General features: G+C 47.3%; 15 protein-coding genes. 9 read left to right on the top strand and 6 right to left on the bottom strand.

Annotated elements, in window-relative coordinates:
• Positions 1-452 precede the first annotated feature (452 nt).
• A complete protein-coding gene (locus tag ACOCLE_RS19630) occupies positions 453-1,991 on the top strand; it encodes a protein kinase domain-containing protein (protein WP_419533897.1) in 1,539 nt (512 codons plus the stop codon).
• A gap of 67 nt (positions 1,992-2,058) precedes the next feature.
• Here the strand turns inward: ACOCLE_RS19630 and ACOCLE_RS19625 are convergent, their stop codons facing one another.
• Both ACOCLE_RS19625 and ACOCLE_RS19620 read right to left on the bottom strand, forming a co-directional pair.
• Positions 2,059-3,435, bottom strand: coding sequence for a TRAP transporter large permease (locus ACOCLE_RS19625; protein WP_419533896.1), 1,377 nt, complete (start codon positions 3,433-3,435; stop codon positions 2,059-2,061).
• Complete coding sequence (locus tag ACOCLE_RS19620) at positions 3,432-3,974, bottom strand: TRAP transporter small permease subunit (RefSeq protein WP_419533895.1); 543 nt, start codon at positions 3,972-3,974, stop codon at positions 3,432-3,434. Before ACOCLE_RS19620 ends, ACOCLE_RS19625 begins: the two co-directional genes overlap by 4 nt.
• 368 nt (positions 3,975-4,342) lie before the next feature.
• On the opposite strand from ACOCLE_RS19620, the gene ACOCLE_RS19615 reads away from it, so the two are divergent.
• The gene (locus ACOCLE_RS19615; RefSeq protein ID WP_419537235.1) at positions 4,343-5,332 is read left to right on the top strand and encodes a PstS family phosphate ABC transporter substrate-binding protein; all 990 of its coding nucleotides are present in this window, start codon (positions 4,343-4,345) and stop codon (positions 5,330-5,332) included.
• 58 nt (positions 5,333-5,390) lie between these two features.
• Here the strand turns inward: ACOCLE_RS19615 and ACOCLE_RS19610 are convergent, their stop codons facing one another.
• The 3 genes from ACOCLE_RS19610 to ACOCLE_RS19600 all read right to left on the bottom strand — a co-directional run bounded on the left by ACOCLE_RS19610 (position 5,391) and on the right by ACOCLE_RS19600 (position 9,022).
• Entirely contained in the window at positions 5,391-6,554 is a 1,164-nt protein-coding gene (locus ACOCLE_RS19610) for a trans-sulfuration enzyme family protein (RefSeq protein ID WP_419533894.1), read from the bottom strand.
• Positions 6,551-7,534: a PLP-dependent cysteine synthase family protein gene (locus ACOCLE_RS19605; RefSeq protein WP_419533893.1), complete on the bottom strand. Its 984-nt coding sequence runs from the start codon at positions 7,532-7,534 to the stop codon at positions 6,551-6,553. Before ACOCLE_RS19605 ends, ACOCLE_RS19610 begins: the two co-directional genes overlap by 4 nt.
• A 168-nt stretch (positions 7,535-7,702) precedes the next feature.
• Positions 7,703-9,022, bottom strand: a complete 1,320-nt coding sequence (locus tag ACOCLE_RS19600) for a Na+/H+ antiporter family protein (RefSeq protein ID WP_419533892.1) — start codon at positions 9,020-9,022, stop codon at positions 7,703-7,705.
• Between the two features lie 664 nt (positions 9,023-9,686).
• Between ACOCLE_RS19600 and ACOCLE_RS19595 the strand changes: the two genes are divergently transcribed.
• The 7 genes from ACOCLE_RS19595 to ACOCLE_RS19565 all read left to right on the top strand — a co-directional run bounded on the left by ACOCLE_RS19595 (position 9,687) and on the right by ACOCLE_RS19565 (position 20,634).
• On the top strand, positions 9,687-11,987 hold the full coding sequence (locus ACOCLE_RS19595; RefSeq protein ID WP_419533891.1) for an ABC transporter permease subunit: 2,301 nt from the start codon (positions 9,687-9,689) through the stop codon (positions 11,985-11,987).
• A gap of 24 nt (positions 11,988-12,011) precedes the next feature.
• The gene (gene pstA / locus ACOCLE_RS19590; protein ID WP_419533890.1) at positions 12,012-13,700 is read left to right on the top strand and encodes a phosphate ABC transporter permease PstA; all 1,689 of its coding nucleotides are present in this window, start codon (positions 12,012-12,014) and stop codon (positions 13,698-13,700) included.
• A 5-nt stretch (positions 13,701-13,705) separates the two neighbouring features.
• Positions 13,706-14,707, top strand: a complete 1,002-nt coding sequence (gene pstB / locus ACOCLE_RS19585; RefSeq protein ID WP_419533889.1) for a phosphate ABC transporter ATP-binding protein PstB — start codon at positions 13,706-13,708, stop codon at positions 14,705-14,707.
• 58 nt (positions 14,708-14,765) lie between these two features.
• A complete protein-coding gene (phoU, locus tag ACOCLE_RS19580) occupies positions 14,766-15,500 on the top strand; it encodes a phosphate signaling complex protein PhoU (RefSeq protein WP_419533888.1) in 735 nt (244 codons plus the stop codon).
• A 172-nt stretch (positions 15,501-15,672) separates the two neighbouring features.
• Complete coding sequence (locus ACOCLE_RS19575; RefSeq protein WP_419533178.1) at positions 15,673-16,707, top strand: IS481 family transposase; 1,035 nt, start codon at positions 15,673-15,675, stop codon at positions 16,705-16,707.
• A 285-nt stretch (positions 16,708-16,992) separates the two neighbouring features.
• A complete protein-coding gene (locus ACOCLE_RS19570) occupies positions 16,993-19,161 on the top strand; it encodes a type I secretion system permease/ATPase (protein WP_419533887.1) in 2,169 nt (722 codons plus the stop codon).
• A gap of 9 nt (positions 19,162-19,170) precedes the next feature.
• Positions 19,171-20,634, top strand: coding sequence for an HlyD family type I secretion periplasmic adaptor subunit (locus tag ACOCLE_RS19565; protein ID WP_419533886.1), 1,464 nt, complete (start codon positions 19,171-19,173; stop codon positions 20,632-20,634).
• A gap of 29 nt (positions 20,635-20,663) precedes the next feature.
• On the opposite strand, the gene ACOCLE_RS19560 is transcribed toward ACOCLE_RS19565, so the two are convergent.
• Complete coding sequence (locus ACOCLE_RS19560) at positions 20,664-21,845, bottom strand: pentapeptide repeat-containing protein (protein WP_419533885.1); 1,182 nt, start codon at positions 21,843-21,845, stop codon at positions 20,664-20,666.
• Positions 21,846-21,867 lie beyond the last annotated feature (22 nt).

The following is a 21,867-nucleotide window of genomic DNA, read 5'->3' as shown; positions in this document are numbered from 1 at the left end:
ACACAGGTTATTGCAGTAGGGATATAGGAATTAACCGTGGATATCATTATTTACTCACCCTTTATAGGTATTTGATAATGCTTCTTATTAATTGGGATTTGTTAGGGTGAAAAAGAGAATATTGAGGCAGAATTAAGCATCGATAAATGTGTCAAAATTCTGTGACTTTGATGAAAATAGAAGATGTATGATTTTATTAGTCAATACTTTAATATGTTTGAGACAGGAAATAAATGATAGGGAAGCCTATGTCAACTACGATAACTTGCTGATTTACAGTTGTTGTACAGTTTAGATTTTAATGGTTTATTCTTAATAATTACTTAATGTCTTATTTTAAATGCAAGACTTAGATTGCTAAATTATAGTGTCAATCATATAAGATTAAGTGCCTCAATGGGGTGATCAAATATCACAGTCTTTGATATCCCATTCCAGGGAAGGAATAGAAAATGAATATTGATCCAAATCAATCTGGCTATATATTAAGCTCTGATAGTTCTCCTGTTAAAACGGGTGAAACATCTGCAGAGGTATTCAATAAAAGAAAAATTGAGATTGCAGAGGTTGGTAATAGCATTCCTATTCGTGATTTTTTAAAAGAAAATGGTTTTGTTCAAGACAAGCACTTTACAGGCATGGGAGCATTTGGTCGAGTATATCGTGTTACATCAACAACAGGTGAAAAACAATTTGCTTTAAAAGTTAAGCGTCGTAATCCACTTGATAAAAGTGAATTGAGTTCTTTTTTAGTACAGAATAAAGGAATTCCTGTTGTTGAAGCTTATTTTGGAGTGATCCGACATAAAGCAGACAAACATATTGAAACCATTTATTCGATGGAGGATTTTGAGCTAAAGTCTAAAGATTTTGATCTTGAGGCAGTTGCTCTTGAATATATTGATGGAGAAGATTTTGACAAGTATCTAAAACAGTTTGATATTTCTGGAACGCCAATGACAGAGGATGAACTTCGTACCCATGCGTTGGAAGTATGTCGAGGAGCAATGCTGTTTAACGAGAATAGTTTAGTGCATCGTGATCTGAAACCACAAAATTTAATGCGTGTTGAAAGAGATGGTAAGGTTGAACTTAGATTCATTGATTTCTCTACAGCTGTACATGTTGATGACGCTAAGAATAAAGAGAATGATGGTGTTACTGGATCTGATGGATATATGTCGCCTGAAGCCTATAAAATTAATGGTTTCCCTGATGTTAAGGATGATTCATGGGCAGTAGGTGCAATTCTTTGTTTCATGGCATTTGGAAAAACACCAAATCAAATCTTCGAAGACCATGTTGATGGAGAAACAGGAAGCTTTGAAAAGGATACTGCAGGTTTTGCTGAATTAAGTCCCGATAAAAAAGAAGAGATACTCCTGAAAGAGCTTAAAATACCCCTTACTCCATGGACAAGAGACTATATCAGATGCATTATTAATCTGACCGATAACGATACAGATAAAAGAGCAACTACTGGGGAAGCGTATCTACAATTAAGTGCCGAACCAAGGGTTGATGATGGGTTTGATGAGCCTGTATCTTTTGATGCAACTATTGAACAGGAAATACCAGTCTCTGTTTTAGAGAGAACAATGTCCAGAGACTCAGGAATTGATACACCAGAGCAAATAGTTGATGAGTTGTCATTTGATAATCTTCCAAGTGGTAATCTTGCTGGAGTTGGCTCGGAAGCAGAAAATAGCAATCTCGAAGAAAGCCCTGAAGAAAAGGCTGTTATTCCTACGAATGCTGAAGTTGAATCAGATGATAGTGCAGAACAGTCCACAGAAAAAGCAAAGAGCCCGCTGGAGATGACTTTCCTTGAAAGGCAGGCTGATGCTGCAAATAAAAGGAAAGACAGAGAAGCTCAATATAAGACACGAGCAGAGGCGGAAAAAGAATGGGTTGAAGGTTTTAGGGGAAATAAGACAAAAAATAAGGTAGATAGGAATGCTACCAAGGGGAATAATCAGAAGAAGCAGTGAGTGGAAAATAGCAAAAAGGCCGCATTAAATGCGGCCTTTTTGCTATAGCTTTAGTCACCATGCTTTTTTAGCTATAAACCTTGTCTGGCAACCAGGTTGCCAACTCTGGCCATACAGCTAACGCACACAAAACAAGCAATTGGATAATAATGAACGGGATCACCCCTTTGTAAATATCGGATGTGGCCACTTCTGGCGGTGCAACTCCGCGTAAATAGAAAAGAGCAAAACCGAAAGGCGGTGTCAGGAAAGAGGTTTGCAGATTGACCGCAATCATAATCCCCAACCAAACCGGATCCAGCCCCATAGCCAGCAGCACCGGTGCAACCATGGGCACGACGACAAAAGTGATCTCAATAAAGTCGAGAATAAAGCCCAGCAGAAACATCACCAGCATTACAATCAATACGGCAGTAAATACTCCGCCGGGCATGGCCTCAAAATAACTGTGAATCAGCTCTTCTCCATTAAAGCCTCGAAACACCAGGGAAAAGATGGAGGCTCCAATCAAAATCAGGAAAACCATGCAGGTGACTTGTGTCGTTGATCGAACCACTTCTCTCAATGTATTGATGCTGAGTTGTCTGCGCAGAATCGCCAGCAGGATTGCGCCTACGGCACCGACACTGGCTGCTTCTGTCGGTGTTGCAGCTCCCGCCAGTATTGAGCCCAGAACAGCGACAATCAACAACAGAGGTGGTAACAGACTGAACAAGAGAGAGCTGTTACTGCTCATGGCTTCCAAGTCATCATCAGTCAGTGCCGGTGCCGCATCAGGTTTGACGCGGGCAACAATGATCAGATAAACGACATAACAAAAAACCAGCAGTAAGCCGGGAATAATGGCTCCGACAAACAGATCACCAACTGAAACCGTATCCGGTGAAAAGATGCCCATTTTGATCTGTGACTGCTGGTATGCACTGGATAAGACATCGCCCAGCAGAACCAGGGCTATGGAGGGAGGAATGATCTGCCCAAGGCTACCCGTTGCACAGATAGTTCCGGTCGCCAGCGCGGGGGAATATCCCCGACGGAGCATGGTTGGCAGCGATAACAGTCCCATGGTGACGACTGTGGCTCCGACTATTCCGGTACTGGCGGCCAGCAGCATACCAACAACGGTGACCGAGAGGCCAAGCCCCCCCCGGGTTTTACCAAACAGCCGGGCCATGCTTTCCAGCAGGCTCTCTGCCACTTTGGATTTTTCCAGCATCACCCCCATAAAGACAAACAGCGGTACAGCGATCAGCGTCTGGTTGGTGATCACACCAAACAGCCGGCTGGGCAGGGCATTCATTAACGAGAGATCAAATACGCCAAACAGCGATCCAGCTCCGGCAAACAGCAGGGCTGTTCCTGCCAGTGAAAACGCCACGGGATAACCAGCCAGCAGTACCAGGCAGACGGTGGCAAACATCAAAAAAGGAATGGCATCCATCATGATCTGTTCTCCTGACTGACGTCATTACCGGTAATGATCATCAGGGAACGCATCAGCTCGGCAATGCCCTGAAGCAGAAGGGTAACCACCATCACCAGGAGAAGGCTTTTCAGCAGATAGATAAAAGGCAGCCCTCCGGGATCCGAAGATCGTTCCAGAATGTGCCAGGAGCGTGCGATATAATCCCAGCTCATCACGCCAACAAACAGACAGACCGGTATCAGCATGAAAACCGTGCCCAGGCTGTTAACCAGTGCCTGCTTTTTGGGGCTCATGGTTCGATAGAAAACATCAACCCGGACATGGCCATTGTGCTTGAGTGTGTAGGCGCTGGCTCCCAGAAAGACCATTGAGTGCAGATACATGGCTGATTCCTGCATGGCGATGGAGCCGATATTTAACAGGTAGCGCAGAACCACTACGGTACAGACGACAAATACCAGCAGTAATGTCAGCCAGCTGATTAATCTTCCTGTACGTTCTGTGAATTGGTCGATAGCGGCTACCACCGACCTGACGTATTTCCAGGCGGGATTCATACTGTCTTTCCCCCGGCAGCCAGAACACTCGATACTGGCTACTTGTTATTATCATTATTTTTGTTCAACGCTTCTGATTTATTGTTGGTGTTATAGAATGTCTTGATCAAAAAAACTGCAGTAAACAGAAGGCGTTAAGCGAAGCTATTATAGGCTGTCCAGTGATGGTGGATCAATTTGACCGTCTCTCCGCATGTTTTTTATCCAGATAATTCTTCTGTCTTCACAGAATTGTCATATTCGCGCTCTATATTTGGTTTCCAGAAGTCAAGCAAGGAGGCTCACGCCTCAGATCAATCTTTGATAGCCCTGAATTATTAGAAGGTGCTGTTAATCGAACAGGGCGTGCCAAGCCTGGAGAGCAAATGATGAAAATAAAAAAACTCGTAAGTGCAGCGGCACTGGCACTGGCCAGTGGTTCGGTAATGGCCAGCCAGCTGGATCCATCTCTGCCAGCGTATAATAAGTCCAGTGGCGTATCCGGCAATCTGTCATCCGTTGGTTCAGATACTCTGGCTAACCTGATGACACTCTGGGCTGAAGATTTCAAGCGCATTTATCCCAATGTGAATGTTCAGATTCAGGCTGCGGGTTCTTCTACTGCCCCCCCCGCACTGACAGAAAGTACCTCAAACTTTGGCCCCATGAGCCGGAAAATGAAGGACAAAGAGCTGGAAGCCTTTGAGAAGCGGCATGGTTACAAGCCTACGGCCGTTCCTGTGGCCATTGATGCGCTGGCGGTCTTTGTGAACAAAGATAACCCCATCAAAGGCCTGACCATGGCCGAAGTGGATGCGATTTTCTCATCAACCCTTAAGTGCGGCGCAGACAGTCAAGTAAAGACCTGGGGTGATATCGGTCTGAGTGGATCTTGGACGAACCGCTCTGTGCAGCTCTACGGACGTAACTCGGTATCTGGTACTTATGGCTACTTCAAGAAGAAGGCTCTGTGTAAGGGGGATTTCAAAAACAGTGTGAATGAACAGCCTGGCTCTGCCTCTGTTGTTCAGTCTGTTTCTGCATCGCTGAATGGTATTGGCTACTCTGGCATTGGCTACAAAACCTCCAGCGTAAGAACCGTTGCGCTGGCGAAGAAAGAGGGGCAGGCTTTCGTAGAAGCGACGCCGCTGAATGCCGTTGATGGCAGTTATCCTCTCTCACGTTTCCTCTACGTGTACGTGAATAAGCAGCCTAACAAGCCGTTATCTCCACTTGAGCGTGAGTTTGTTAAGCTGGTGCTCTCTAAACAGGGGCAGGAAGTGGTTGTGAAGGGTGGTTATATCCCACTGCCAGGCAAGGTTGTTGATAAATACCTGGCTAAGCTCGGACTTGATAATACGACAGTTGCCAATAAATAAATTGATTTCTGATTGAAAGCCACTGTCTTAAGTGGCTTTTTTCATTAGTATTATCCCTTCAACTGATCAGTAATGCCTGATCAAGGTCCTTTTTAAGATCATCAATATCCTCTATTCCAACCGAGAGACGGATCAGGTTGTCGTGAATACCAATCTGTCTGAGGGTCTCGGGAGGGATGCTGGCATGGGTCATAATGGCAGGCTGTTCAGCCAGGCTTTCCACCCCCCCAAGACTTTCGGCCAGAGTGAATACCTTCAGTCTGGAGAAAAAGCGTGAGGTTTCCTCAAGTGATCCCTTTATTAACACGGAGATGATTCCGCTAAACCCTGTCATTTGTCGCTTAGCTAAATCATGCTGTGGATAACTTCTTAAGCCGGGGTAAATAACGCTCTCTACCTGCTGGTGGCTTTCCAGCCACTCGGCCAGTTGCTGAGCATTATCGTTATGGGCTTGCATGCGTAATGCCAGCGTCTTGATGCCACGCAATGCCAGATAGCTGTCAAATGGTCCGGCAATACTGCCAATGGCATTCTGCAGAAAAGTCATCCGTTCATTGAGCTCAGGATCATCACCAATAATCACTGCACCACCAATGATGTCAGAATGACCGTTCAGGTATTTTGTGGTTGAGTGCACGACAATGTCTGCCCCAAGATTCAGTGGTTGCTGATTAAATGGGGTAGCAAAGGTGTTATCCACAACGACCAGAATGTTTCGTTTCCGGGCCAGGTCACAGATGGCTTCGATATCAACCAGTTTAAGTAGAGGGTTGGTTGGGCTCTCTATCCAGATCATTCGGGTATTGTTTTGAATGGCTCTCTGAAAAGCCTGTGGGGCAGACATATCAATAAAGCTGAATGACAAACCGGCGCTTCTTCTGCGTACCTGGTCAAACAAGCGGAAAGAGCCACCATACAGGTCATCCATAGCAATCACATGGTCACCGTGATTGAGTAGCTCAAGAACGGTGGCAATAGCGGCCAGACCTGAGGCAAAGGCATAGCCTTTCCGGCCATTTTCCAGGCTGGCCAGCAGGCGCTCAAGGGCAAAACGGGTAGGGTTCTGGCTTCTTGAGTACTCAAACCCGGTGTGTTGCCCGGGAGCCTGCTGTGCATAGGTGGACGAGGTCACAATAGCGGGCATAACTGCACCGGTAACCGGATCAAGCTCTTGGCCACCATGAATGGTAAGGGTAGCAAAACGCATGCTTTTACTGGTCATAGGCTTTCCAGTTCTCCTCTCAGGTGATGCTGTTCAAGCCACTGATGATTAAATGCCTTGGATAGATAGCGGTAGCCAGTGTCACAGGCAAGGGTAACTACGGTTTTAGGGGTGGTCTGTTGCTGGCAATATCTCAGTGCTGCCGCCAGTAAAACACCTGATGAGGTGCCCGCCAGAATCAGTTCCCTGTTAAAGAGTGCTCTTGTATGCCTGAAGGCATCTTGATCTGAAATAGTGAAGGCTTGATCAGCAAGAGACAGGTCGCAGTTATCAGGGACAAAGTCTTCTCCGATCCCTTCGACCAGCCAGCTACCGGGCGTTTTTTCTGGAACGTTGTTGACCTTATCTGCCAGCAACGAACCTTCGGGATCTGCCAGAATCAGTTCTACTCTTGGTTTTTGAGCTTTCAGGTAGCGGCCGGCACCGGTCAATGTGCCTCCTGTACCCACACCACAGACAAACGCATCTACCTTGCCTGCGGTTTGCTGCCAGATTTCCGGACCAGTGGTTTTGAAATGGGCTTCAATATTTGCCTTATTGGCAAACTGGTTGGTGTAAAAGTATCCTTTTTGCTGACTGAGTGTTTCTGCCAGATCCAGATAATAGTCAGGGTGTCCACGGCTAACATCTGAACGGGTGAGAATCACGTTAGCGCCCATCATCTTGAGTAGATCTATTTTCTCCTGACTCATTTTGTCAGGTATGACCGTATTCATCTGATAACCTTTGGCACGGCAAATGGCTGAGAGACTTATGCCGGTATTACCTGCGGTTGCTTCAATAATCTCCTGCCCGGGCTTCAGTTCTCCCTTGCTCTCTGCTGTGTTGATAATGTTCAGCGCCGTTCTGTCTTTGATTGAGCCGTTGGGGTTGTTGCATTCCAGTTTGATGTATAGCTGGCAGCAGCCAGTATCAAAGTGGGTCAGCCGGATAAGTGGGGTATTGCCGATCAGATCTAGTATCGATGTTTTTTGAGTCATACAAGTGGTAACCAACAGTTGTACTGGCGACCACAGTATTGGCAAAAATGGAGAGTGGCTTGGAATGGATTGTTTTAACGATATAGCAGGAAGGAGATTAAAGTACCTGTGCACAGGAAATCATTGGCCATAGGCTGAGACGAGCCTTTGGCCAATGATCATTGCTGATTACAGAATCATCGCTGCAATCCAGGCAAATAGGATCATGGGAATGTTGTAGTGCATGAATGTTGGAATGACGGTGTCACGAATGTGGTCGTGCTGCCCATCGACATCAAGCCCGGCGGTTGGGCCAATGGTAGAGTCCGAGGCTGGAGAGCCTGCGTCACCCAGAGCACCGGATGCACCAACAATCGCTGCTGTAGCCAGAGGCGAAAAGCCAAGGGCCAGTGCCAGAGGGACATAGAGTGTCGCAATGATGGGAATGGTCGAGAATGAAGAACCAATACCCATGGTGATCAGTAACCCGACAACCAACATTAGAAACGCAGCCAGCGCTTTGCTGCCAAACACCAGTTCCTCAACCATGGCGACCAGAGCCGGAATATCCCCCGTTGCTCTCAGCACTTCAGCAAAGCCGGATGCAGAGATCATGATAAACCCGCAGAGGGCCATCATTCTTACGCCTCGGGCAAAGACATCATCCGCTTCTCTCCAGTTTACGATGCCGCCGAGGATCATCATCATGAAGCCTGTGGCTGCACCCATGGCCATAGAGACTGTGAACAGTTGAACACCGAGTGCTGCCGCGATGGATGCCAGAGTAATCAAAACTGCCTTTGGCTCCATGGACTGCTGGTTTTCTTCAGCCGTTTCCAGGGCATTCTCTTCAATGTGGTAATGGCGAGGCTTCCGGTATGTCCAGAACACGGCAACAAGCAGACCAATAAACATGCCAAGTACCGGTAGAGCCATGGCGGATGGCATCAGGTCTGGGTCAATGTTCAAGCCGTTATCGTTGAGATTGCCCGCCAGGATCTGGGTCAGATAGATATTCCCGAAGCCGATGGGTACCAGCAGATAGGTTGCAATCAAGCCAAACGAGAGCGTGCTCGCCACCGCTCTGCGGTCCAGCTGTAAAGAGCTGAAAACGCCCAGCAGCGGTGGAATCAGAATGGGAATAAAGGCAATGTGGACAGGTACAATGTTCTGAGAAGCAAATGCCATCAGAAGGATACTTCCCAGGATCGAGATTCGGATACCTGCGGTTTTGTGAGTGCGAGCTACCCGCTGAATAATACGGTCAGCCAGCCACTGGGGAATTCCAGATGCGGAGATGGCCATGGCAAAGGCACCCAGCATACCGTAGCTGATGGCGATGCTGGCACCACCCCCCAAGCCCTCGGTAAAAGCAGTAAGCGTTGCATCAAACCCCAGTCCTCCTGCAAGACCACCACCGATAGCACCCAGAAAAAGTGCGAGTACAACGTTTACACGCAAGACACTCAAGGTCAGCATGATGGCAACAGCCAAAATGACAGCGTTCATAGTAATCCAGTTTTGTTATATTGGTTTGCGATACTTCAATCCACAGCACAATCCGTAGCAGATCAGCGTAGAGCTCGTTAAGAGCAGTCGCATCCAGCGATTAGTTTTGCCTTGAGATCTTTTTTTCTAGTTGGGAATTTTTATATTCCACATTGAGGCTAGAAGCTCAAGCGATAAAAGTAAATGTGTTCGGGCATGACCGAACCATTAGATCAATGGTGGAGATGGTGTCGGTGGGAATGCAGGGAAGAGGCAATAGAAAGGGCAGAGTTACACTGTTCTGATCGGGTGTCAGCACTTCGCATGGTTAGTAGCTTTCTGGGCAACATCGTTATTTTCTCTGATCATTATGCTCTTACAACAGCTCTGTAAGCTCAGAAATTTTATGCTTACAGCAACCCTTAGCAGTCGCTAAATTACAATGATCTATCTGTTCAGGCAATTATTTTTTATCTTTATGGTTATGAAAAACCAATGCGTTTATCTCAATTTAGTTAGATGCTCTGGAAAGAGCACAGTCATATGAGATGGCCTTCAAATAGGATGATTTTGGGTTAGTAAATACTTATTTTTATCTGCCATGCGTGGAGTGAAATTCTCCATTGTCACATTACTGTCATATTGATTCTGTATGTTACGAGCATGATTTAATCCGGCTTGCGCTATGTATCAAAAATCGATAGATAACAGCCCGGGTATTGATTTCAATACACCGGCACTAAAAAAATATCGTTCTCTGCGCTTCTTAAAAGACCGTCTTGCCCGCTGGGGGGTTGCCTCCGGTGGTCTTGGTGTGATTCTGGCGATTCTCCTGATTTTCTTTTACCTGCTTTATGAGGTTCTGCCGCTATTCAAAAGTGCGGAGATTACGCAGGTTGCTTCTTACCCATCGGCCCAGATCTCCATCGACGAGAAAAACGTCCCCATGTTTCTGTCCGTTGAGGAGCAGGCAGAGGTCGCAATGAAAGCAGAGGCTTCTGGTAATCTGCTTTTTTTCTCAACGGAAACCGGTGAATGGCTACAGAGCGAGTCATTGCCCGTCTCTGGAGGCAGTGGTGTGTCCCGGGTGGTAAAGGATGCTTCCGGTTCTAATCTAATGGCAGCGGGTCTCACTACAGGTGAGATCATCCTTTTTGAGCAGGGCTATAAGATCACCTGGCCTGATGACCGCCGGAAGATCACACCAGAAGTCAACTATCCCTATGACAGGAAGCCCTTTTCCATAAGCGATATTTCAGCCCCGGTTTCACAGCTGGCGATCAGTGATGGTGATGAAAGGCTCCTGGTTGCCGCCAGCATCGATAACCAGCTGTTGATGGATGTTTTTAACAAGGAAGAAGATTTCTTAACCGAGTCAGTCACTATTGAGCAGCAGTCAGTCGTACTGCCCGTTATCAGTGGGCTTTCTGTGGAAGATGATCTTGAAATCCGCCAGTTGCTCATCGATCCCGAACAAACCTGGCTTTACGTCCTCAGTGGCAGCAGTCAACTGACGGTTATCAATATCAGCAATATTGATCGTCCCTATATCCACGCGACGCTCAATCTAACTGCCCAGGGAGTAGACGTTACCGAGTTGGCGTTCCTGTTAGGCGGGGTGTCCCTGTTGGTCGGTGACTCCGAGGGCAATATCGTTCAGTGGTTTATGGTTCGCGAAGATGGCAGCCAGAACCTTAAGAATATTCGTTCTTTCAGTCTCAGTAATGATCCCGTTGATAAGATTGTTCCAGAGCACCGGCGCAAGGGGTTTCTGGCTTCGGATGTTAATGGTCAGGTAGGCCTGTTTTACACGACAGCAAACCGTTCTCTGCTGGTGGAGCCTCTCTCCACTGGTCGAATTGACCAAATGGCCGTAGCACCAAGAGGAAATTATCTGATTCTGGAAAGTCAGGGCGAGACTCAGTTCCTGAACATTGAGAATGAGCATCCGGAAATTTCCTGGTCAGCCCTCTGGGGAAAGGTCTGGTATGAGTCTTACAGTCAGCCTGATTATATATGGCAGTCGTCTGCTTCCAATAATGACTTTGAGCCCAAGCTCAGCCTGATGCCTTTATCGTTTGGGACTCTCAAGGCGGCGTTTTACGCCATGTTGCTGGCAGCACCTCTGGCGATTTGCGCGGCAATCTATACAGCCTACTTCATGGCTCCGGGCATGCGCAGAAAGGTAAAGCCGGTTATCGAGCTTATGGAAGCCCTGCCAACGGTCATTCTTGGTTTCCTTGCTGGACTCTGGCTGGCGCCTCTGATTGAGAATCAGCTGGCGGGTATTTTTGCCCTGTTGCTCTTTGTGCCAGCAGGCATCCTGATGTTTGCTTTTGGCTGGGACAGCTTGCCCTCAAGCATTCGTCACCGGATTCCTGATGGTATGCAGGCCGGGTTACTGGTTCCCGTGGTGTTAATCAGTGGTGCCCTGGCCATGTCACTCAGCTCCAACCTTGAATTGTGGCTCTTTGATGGCGATATGCGAACCTGGCTGACAACAGAGCTGGGTATTCCCTATGACCAGCGTAATGCCCTGGTCGTAGGACTGGCCATGGGGTTTGCCGTTATTCCAACCATATTCTCCATCGCGGAAGATGCGATATTCAGCGTACCCAGACACTTGACCTATGGCTCACTGGCTCTGGGCGCAACACCATGGCAGACCCTGACCCGTGTGGTTCTGTTAACGGCCAGTCCGGGTATTTTCTCTGCAGTGATGATTGGTATGGGAAGGGCTGTGGGTGAAACCATGATCGTTTTGATGGCGACAGGCAATACACCCATTATGGATGCCAATATTTTTGAAGGAATGCGGACGCTGGCGGCCAATATTGCCGTTGAAATGCCTGAGTCTGCAGTGGGTAGCAGCCATTACCGAATTCTCTTCCTTGCCGCTCTGGTGCTGTTCCTGTTTACCTTTGTGGTTAACACGGCGGCGGAGATGGTGCGTCATCGACTCCGTAAGAAATACAGCTCGCTCTAGAAGGGAAAAGGAAAGGAAATCACCATGAAAAATACCCTTCTAAGTTCTAGAAAACGCTCTGTAGGTGAATGGGTTAAAAGTGGTTCCCCCTGGGTCTGGTTAAATGCCGGCGCTGTTGCCATTAGTCTTGTTCTGGTGATTGGGCTGCTGGGTTTGATTGCCTTCCGAGGATTGGGACACTTCTGGCCAGGCCAGATCATTGTTGCCGATTATCAGCCTCCTGGGCAGACCATCAGAATGGTTGCTGGAGAAATTACCGACAGTGAAGAAGTGCCTGCGACCCGTTTGGAGTCATCAGGCCTCGACGTGGTCGATGGGCAGGAGCTCTATACCCGCGACTTATTGAAGCAGGGCAACCGGGACCTGAGTGGTGCTGACTTTGTCTGGATCGTGGATGAGTGGTTAAGCAACCGGCAACACCCTGAAGACATCATGGTCCTTGAGCGTCGTGAGTGGGGTAATTTCTACGGCTTCCTTGATTCAGTTAAGGAAGGCGGAGCCACTGTTGCCAGTGGTGAATCGGCCTGGACCGTCTTCAATGAGCGCTTAGATCGGGCACTCGTGATTTATGAGGCAATCTACCAGATTGAAAAGCACGACATTGGTTCAATCAACGCCTCAATAGAGCAGCTAAGGCTCGCAGAACGTCGTCTGGAGCTGAGCGGTGATATCGACCTGGTTCGTCAGGCAGAGATTCAGGCTGAACGCAAACTGCTGAATCAGGAATATCAGCAGCTGGAAACCCAGCTGGGAGATCTTTACCGGGCGTTCAACCGTGACAGCTTTGTTGCCAGAACGGTTGATGGACAAACACTGGAACAGCCAATCAGTAAAGTGGTTCGTGCCTATCAGCCCAATACCATGTCATTGACTGACAAAATTAGCTTCTACTTTGATAAGGTCGGTGAGTTCATTCTTGATGACCCCAGGGAAGCCAATACCGAAGGCGGTGTATTCCCCGCCATCTTTGGTACGGTCATGATGGTGATTCTGATGTCCATTATGGTAACCCCTTTTGGTGTCATCGCTGCCGTCTATCTTCGGGAGTACGCCAGTCAGGGTTGGATGACCCGGGCTATTCGGGTGGCTGTAAATAACCTCGCTGGGGTTCCCTCAATTGTTTACGGGGTCTTTGGTCTTGGTTTTTTCATCTACTTCGCCGGAGCAAAAATCGATAATCTGTTTTTTGCAGAGGCCCTGCCATCACCGACATTTGGTACACCAGGGTTGTTGTGGGCATCCATCACATTGGCTCTGCTGACCCTGCCGGTGGTGATTGTCGCCACGGAAGAGGGATTGTCCCGTATTCCCCGCTCTGTTCGTGAAGGGAGCCTGGCGCTTGGTGCGACCAAGGCAGAGACTCTATGGCGGGTCGTGCTGCCCATGGCAAGCCCAGCCATGATGACCGGCTTGATACTGGCGGTTGCCCGTGCTGCAGGGGAAGTGGCGCCACTGATGCTGGTGGGAGTTGTTAAGTTGGCTCCAAGCCTACCGCTGGATGGCAACTATCCCTATCTGCACCTTGATCAGAAATTCATGCATCTGGGTTTTCATATTTTTGATGTGGGCTTCCAAAGTCCGAACGTAGAAGCAGCGAGGCCTCTGGTGTATGCCACTGCCTTGCTGCTGGTGATTGTTATTGCTGTGCTGAATCTGTCCGCCGTTGCTATTCGCAACCGGTTGCGAGAAAAATACAAGAGCCTTGAGGACTGAATACCATGGCTTATGACGTCATTGATAGAAGGCCGGAAGAGGCTCTTGATGAAAAGCGGGGTGAAAGCCTGAATAAGACGCTGAATGAGGCACTGACTGTGAAAACCTCCGAAACGTATCCTGAAAACAGTCTGGAAAAACGAGCCGGTGTTTCAGTGGATAGCAGCAGTGCTGAACCGGCTTCCGGGTTCTCCAGAGCCTTTAATCCTGAGTCGCTGGGGCGTGGTCGTTCTGTACTGAGCCTTGAACAGGAACCGACCAGTATGGAAGTGTCTGGCCTGAACCTGTTCTATGGCGAGAAGCAGGCACTGTTTGATATCTCCATGAAGATCCCGCAAAAGCGTGTAACGGCGTTTATTGGACCTTCGGGCTGTGGCAAATCCACGTTGTTACGAAGTATGAATCGGATGAATGATCTGGTGGATGGCTGCCGTGTGGATGGCCAGATATTACTCGACAATCAGAATATCTATGAGAAATCGGTTAATGTGGCCGACCTTCGTCGTCGGGTTGGGATGGTATTTCAGAAACCAAACCCATTTCCAAAGAGTATTTATGAGAATGTTGCCTATGGCCTGAGGATTCAGGGCATCAACAAAAAGCGGGTGCTGGATGAGGTTGTGGAGTGGGCACTGAAAGGGGCGGCTCTCTGGAATGAAGTGAAGGATCGCCTGCATGAAAGTGCGCTGGGTCTGTCCGGTGGACAGCAGCAACGTCTGGTCATTGCCCGGACAATTGCTGTGGAACCCGAAGTATTGCTTCTGGATGAGCCTGCATCGGCACTTGATCCCATCTCCACACTGAAGATTGAAGAGCTGATCAATGAATTGAAATCCAAGTTTACCATTGTGATTGTCACCCATAATATGCAGCAGGCGGCGCGGGTTTCTGACTACACCGCGTTTATGTATATGGGGCGAATGATTGAGTATGGTGACACGGATAGATTGTTCACTAATCCCCGAAAGAAACAGACTGAAGACTATATTACTGGCCGTTATGGCTGAGGATTGCTGACGTTCTTCCTAAATCTCAAAGACCCTGAGCAGCCTCGAAGGATTACCCATGCCTAACCAAAGCGATTTGCTGACCCATCATATTTCCCAGCAGTTCAACCATGAACTGGAGGAGCTTCGAAATAACCTGTTGTCTATGGGCGGCATGGTTGAGAAGCAGGTCAGTGATGCCATTGAATCACTGATTAATGCCGACAGTGATCTGGCCATCGTTGTCTGTGAAAAAGACACGGATATCAACTTTATGGAAACCTCCATTGATCAGGAGTGTTCCAGAATTCTGGCACGCCGTCAGCCAGCAGCCAGCGACTTACGGCTGGTTCTGGCATGTACCAAAGTTGCGACAGATCTGGAACGAATTGGAGATGAAGCGGCCAAAATTGCACGATTCGCCATAAAATTGTCGGAACAGGGTGAAGCGCCTAAAGGTTATATTGAAACCCGTCATATTGGCAGCCATGTTCGTCAGATGACTCAGGATGCACTGAATGCGTTTGCCCGGTTTGATGCCGAGCAGGCGCTTGCGGTGGCCAAAGAGGATAAAGCGGTTGATCGGGAGTATAAAAGTGCTACCCGTGAGCTGGTTACCTATATGATGGAAGACCCTCGTTCCATTACCCGTGTTTTGAATATTATGTGGGTTTTACGCTCTCTGGAACGTATTGGTGATCATGCCAGAAACATTGCGGAATACGTTATTTATCTCGTTAAAGGGACTGATGTTAGACATATTGGCCTGAAACGAATGCAGGAAGAAGTGTTTGATAAACAGATTGATGATTGAAATAGAGAATATAAATTGATGTTTTAAATAAACATTACTTGTTGCGTGAGGTGTTTACTAAACTGGAGTAGTTCAGACTTAATCTGACATTTTCTTCTCATCAAAAGAAAAGGGTTACCGATTTAGAAAGAAGGTGAGTTCACTGAAATCTAAATCATTAAAGGTGACCCTTATGATTCACACCAACCAGAAAATCATCAAGCACAAGGTCGGGCTACTGAACCTTGCAGATGAGCTCGGAAACATCTCTAAAGCCTGTAAAACCATGGGTGTCTCCAGAGATACATTTTATCGTTACCGGGATGCTGTTGATGAAGGTGGGGTCGAAGCACTTCTTGATCAAAGCCGAAGAGTTCCAAACCTCAAAAACCGAGTAGACCCCGCTGTTGAAAAAGCGGTTCTTGAGTATGCGGTAGAAGATCCTGCCCATGGGCAGGCCCGTGTTTCCAATGAACTTCGCAAGCAAGGTATCTTCGTCTCTCCCAGCGGTGTGAGAAGCATCTGGCTAAGAAATGATCTGGGAAGCTTCAAACTGCGCCTCAAAGCCCTTGAAGAGAAAGTGGCTCGAGAAGGAATCATTCTCACCGAGTCCCAGGTCAGGGCACTTGAGCGCAAGAAGCTGGATGATGAGGCCAGTGGTGAGATTGACACAGCGCACCCTGGCTACCTTGGTTCACAGGACACTTTCTATGTTGGAACCTTTAAAGGTGTTGGCCGCGTTTATCAGCAGACTTATGTTGATACTTACTCCAAGGTAGCGCAGGCCAAACTCTATAAGACAAAGACCCCAATTACGGCTGCAGACCTGCTCAATGACCGCGTGTTGCCATTCTATGAAGCTCAAGAGCTACCTGTGCTCAGAATACTGACAGACAGAGGTACAGAGTATTGTGGTCGTGCTGATCAACACGATTATCAACTTTACCTGGCGGTGAACGACATTGAACATACGAAGACGAAAACCCGGCATCCACAAACGAATGGAATCTGTGAACGCTTCCATAAAACGATTCTGCAGGAGTTTTATCAACCTGCATTGAGAAAGACGCTGTATACGAGTATTGAGATGATTCAGTCAGATCTGGACGAATGGTTAATTCACTACAATACTGAGCGTACCCATCAAGGTAAGCAGTGCAACGGGAGAACGCCGATAGAAACACTGATTGATGGGAAAGAGATCTGGAAGGAAAAGTTCATAGCCTGAATTTAACCTGACAGACACCTTCTTGAAAATCGGTAACTGTCAGGTCAGGTCTGAACTTCTACAACTAAACACCTCTTTTCAACCTGTCAGATAAATGTTGAATTCATCTTTATTTTGGGTTTTATTAAAAAAATTAAATTGCTGATTATTAGCCTTGAGTTTTTAATTAATGATTCTCTATTTTACGCTAATCTATAGTTATTAATACCTTTCAGGCAATCACGCTGTTTGTTTCTGAATCAAATTCTTTTAAGAAAACATGGATGAAGCAATCAGCAGGTAGCTATGAATCACTCCAGTACTATGCATGAAGGCTGGGATATCCCCGATGAGCAACCGGCCAGCAGCGATGATCTTCTCGAATGTCTTGCCTTATTAACCCGCCATTATGGGAATCCGTATTCAAGAGAGTCATTAAAGGCTGGAATGCCTCTTGAAAATGGTCAATTTACAGCAGAAGTATTTATCAGGGCATCTGAAAGAGCTGGCTTGGCTTGTAAGGTTCACAAGCGGGATGTTGCAGAAATATCTTCATTGGTTGTGCCTGCTGTTTTATTGCTGAATAAACGAAAAGCCTGTGTTTTGACTGATATTGATCACTCTGAAGGTAGTGCCCAGATTATTATGCCGGAAACTGGGGAGGGAACGAAAACAATAAGTCTTGAAGAGCTAGAAGAGTTTTACAGTGGCTATGTGATCTATGTTCGTGAAAAACATCGTTATGATCGTCGGACACCTCAGAAGTTAAATGTGAAATCCAGGCACTGGTTCTGGGGGACTATTATTGGTTCATGGAGAATTTACCGTGATGTTTTGCTGGCTTCACTGTTAATTAATGTCTTTGTAATTGCCAGCCCTCTATTTGTTATGAACGTTTATGATCGGGTAGTTCCGAATCAGGCGTTCGATACACTCTGGGTTTTGGCTATTGGTGCTTTTATTGTTTTCAGTTTTGATTTTATTCTGAAAATGGTGCGCAGCTACTTTATTGATCTGGCCGGTAAGAAGTCTGATATTTTACTCTCTTCTACCATTATGGAGCAGGTGTTGGGCCTGAGTATGAAAGCCAGACCAGCATCAGTGGGTTCGTTTGCCAAAAATCTCCAGGATTTTGAAAGCATTCGAGAGTTTATTACCTCTTCAACCGTAACGGCTCTGGTTGACCTGCCGTTTACCTGCATCATCCTTTTCGTGATCTTTATGCTGGGAGGCCCAGTTGCCATTATTCCACTGGTTGCCATGATCATTATTGGTCTCTATAGCTTCCTTATTCAGGAGCCTTTGAAGCAGTCTATTGATAAGACGCTACGTTCCAGTCAGCAGAAAAATGCCACATTGATTGAAAGTCTGGCTGGTATGGAAGCATTGAAGATTGCCCAGGCAGAGAGTGATATTCAATACAAGTGGGAGAAGTCTGTCAGCCATATCGCGACCTGGAGTATTAAGACCAAACTGCTCAGTGCTTCCGCCACGAGCTTTAGTGCTTACGTCCAGCAAATGGCAAACATTGGCATGGTCATTATGGGGGTTTATCTGATCTCTGAGGGTGAGCTGAGCATGGGTGGCTTGATTGCATCTGTCATGCTTTCTGGCCGCTGTCTGGCGCCCATGGCACAGATTGCTGGGTTGGCAACCCGTTATAACCAGTCAAAATCAGCGCTTGATGGTTTGAACCAGGTAATGGCTATGCCAACCGAGCGGCATGATGAGCGGGATTATGTTAACCGTCCAGACCTGAAGGGCAGTATTGAGTTTGATGGAGTGAACTTTGCCTATCCTGAGCAGGAGATTCAGGCTTTAAGGGATATCAATATAAAAATCAAAGCTGGTGAAAAAGTGGCGATTATTGGCCGGATTGGCTCTGGAAAGACGACCATAGAAAAACTGATCATGGGCCTGTACGAGCCAGAAGAAGGCGCTGTCCGGATCGATGGTGTTGACTTACGCCAGATCAACCCAACGGATCTTCGCTCCAGTATTGGCTGCGTCAGTCAGGATATCACCCTGTTCTATGGCTCTATTAAGGACAATATTACCCTTGGAGCAAACCATGTAGAGGACAGCCAGTTACTGGAGGCTGCCGAGATTGCAGGGGTGACTGAGTTTGCCAATAAGCATCCTAATGGTCTGGATATGATCGTTGGTGAGCGGGGACAGAACTTGTCGGGAGGACAGCGACAGAGTATTGCCCTGGCCCGCGCCCTGTTGATGAACCCACCGATTATGGTGATGGATGAGCCATCCAGCTCCATGGATAACACGACTGAGCTGCGGATGAAGGAGCAGCTGAAGACCCGGTGCAGTGACAAGACGCTGATACTGGTGACCCACAAAGCCTCAATGCTGGATTTAGTGGATCGATTGATCGTTGTAGACAGTGGCCGTGTGGTTGCGGATGGGCCAAAGGATCAGGTGCATGCTGCATTGAAGCAAGGCAAGTTGAAAATAGAATAGGTTGGAAATATGAGCGCTGATAGCCATGGAAAGCACAATAGCTCAGAGGATGAGGTAATGGAGCAGCATAAGCCAGAAGCTGAGCCTGCTGAGACTAAAAAGGGTCTGGTGGAAAGCTTACTTGATGAAGCTTCGATGTCGATGGAGGACTCTGAAGAGATTACTCATAAAGAAGATATGGAGTATATCTCTGATGCCAATGCCGCCATGTTGATGAAGACACCAAAAGGAGGCCGTCTACTCATATACACTATGCTATTGGCTCTCTTTTTCGCTATTGTCTGGGCCAGTTTTGCCCGATTGGATGAGATTACCCGGGGAATGGGTATCGTTATTCCCTCTTCACGTTTGCAGGTTGTACAGAATCTGGAGGGTGGGATTCTGGAAAAGATCTTTGTTGAAGAGGGTGAGCAGGTTCGTTCCGGACAGCCATTAATGCAGTTGGATGACACTCGCTTTTCTTCCAGTTTTCGTGAAAGTGCTATTGAGTATTTCAGTGAGCTGGCCAAAGCCGCCAGGCTGAGAGCTGAACTTTCTGGCGAAGAATTGAGTTTTCCGGAAGAGCTGAACGAATACCCTGCTTATGTTAAGCGGGAAAAAGAGATCTTTAAGCAGCGTGCTGACCGTTTTAATGCTGAACTGAGTGTAGCGAATCAACAGGCAACCCAAGCTCAACACGAGCTAACCACAGGAGAAGATCAGCTGACGTTTTTGACGACCAGCTTTGAGCTGGGACGAGACGAACTGGAGCTGACGGTTCCTCTGGCGGAGCAGGGCGTGGTTTCCAAGGTTGAACTGATTCAGTTAAGGCAGCGGGTGAATGACCTGGAATCAGAGAAGCGAAGAACTGAATTGAGTATTCCAAAATTGCAGGCTGCTTATCAGGAATCTCTGGCGCGTAAGGAAGAGGTTGTTCAAAAGTACCGTTCAGAAATTGTTCAGGAACTCAAAGAGACCGAAGTTCATTTGGATCAGCTGGGCGAGTCGAACAATGCATTGGAAGACCAGGTAGATCGAACTCTGGTCAGGTCCCCGATGGATGGGATTGTTAAGAAAATTCACGTTACAACCCTTGGTGGTGTAGTTCAGCCGGGTATGAGTATGCTGGAGATTGTGCCATTAGAGGACAACCTCCTGATTGAGGCTCAAATTCAGCCTAAAGACATTGGTTTTCTCCGTCAGGGGATGAGAGCTATCGTGAAGCTGACCGCCTATGATTTTGCTATTTACGGCGGGCTTGAAGGAGAGGTTGAACACATCAGTGCTGATACCATCAAAGACGAAAAGGGTGAAAGTTTTTATGTTGTCCGCATAAGGACAGAAAGCAACTTCGTTGGCTCTGAAGAAAAGCCTCTTTTGATCATTCCTGGTATGAGAACCAATGTGGATATCATTACAGGAGACAAGACGCTCATGGCCTATCTGCTTAAGCCTATCCTCAGGGCTAAGCAAAATGCGCTGACAGAACGGTAACTGCTGATGGGTGAGTGAGCCAGGTTAGCTCACTCATAACCCTCAATCACCGTTTCCGCATCCACACCCGTTTGCTCAAGCTGCCACTCCTCAAAGTCCGAGTCTCGGATGACGGCTCCAATAAAACGACTCCTGCTGAAATGCGCGTCCGTCAGGTCAGTATGCTCGATAACCAAGTGATCCAGGCGACAATGTTTAAAGGTTGGCGCTGTTTCCACGCTGAAACAGTCGGTGAAAAAGCCTTCATTGAAACTGACCTGGTTGAACAGGGTATTGTCAAATTGGGCATCTGTCAGGTTTACCCGCTCCCAAAGACACTGAGAGACTTCGGTATTGGCCAGGTTTACTGATTGCAGATCACAGTCCGCCATGGTTACTTCATTGATTTTTGCATTCGAGAAAGACGGCCCTTCATCAAAACTTTCACATCCCTTGAACGACGTGTTGTTTATCTCTGCGTGGTTGAATGATGTTTTGGTGAGCGTGCAGTGGCGGAATTCCATATCCAGAATTTCAGAATGTGAGAAATCCGCATTATCAAAGAACCCATGGATGATCTGGCTGTTGTATAAACGGATTTCCTTGCAGGAGCTGTTGTGGAAAGTTTGTGCAGCCATATCGCAGCTCTCAATCACAGCCTTGTCCAGCACAGCATGATCAAAGTTTGCTGCTGAGAGGTCAGTATCAATGACTCGGGCGTTGGTCAGGTTGGTGTGACGTAGGTCGGCACCATTCAAATTACAACCGTCCAGAATGCAGTCCCGGAGGTCTGCATGACGAAAATCGGCACCACGGAGGTCACAGTTTTTCCAATGAACGCCGCGCAGTTTGCTGGAGCGAAACTTACAGCGCTTCATGAGGCTGTTTTTGAAGCGCATGCGTTCCAGATCTTGATTGATCAGAGATACGCCCGTGAAATCTGCGCTTTCAGGTGCCGTCCATCCTGGGTGGAGGCTTTCAAGCAATTCCCGCTTTCGAGCTGCCTTTTCTTTCTCCAGCTCAAATTGAGATGTCAGGCCAGATTTCTGTTGTACCTGATAGTTTTCAACACCTTTTTTTAAAAGAATGCTTTTATTGGTCTTTAAGCCAGAAGTTTTAAGCCCGTCGGTATCCAGGATATTATGGTTTCCGGGCTTTGCTGGAGTTTTCTTCGTTTTAGACGTTTTAGACGTTTTAGACGTTTTTGAAGAGGTACGTTTTTTCTGTGACACAGGTGGAAATCTCCGGACGAAC

Origin of the sequence: Endozoicomonas sp. (assembly GCF_965196975.1) — a bacterium.
Classification (GTDB): domain Bacteria; phylum Pseudomonadota; class Gammaproteobacteria; order Pseudomonadales; family Endozoicomonadaceae; genus Endozoicomonas.
The sequence above is the reverse complement of the archived record's forward strand: the minus strand, read 5'-3'. Positions and strand labels throughout refer to the sequence as shown.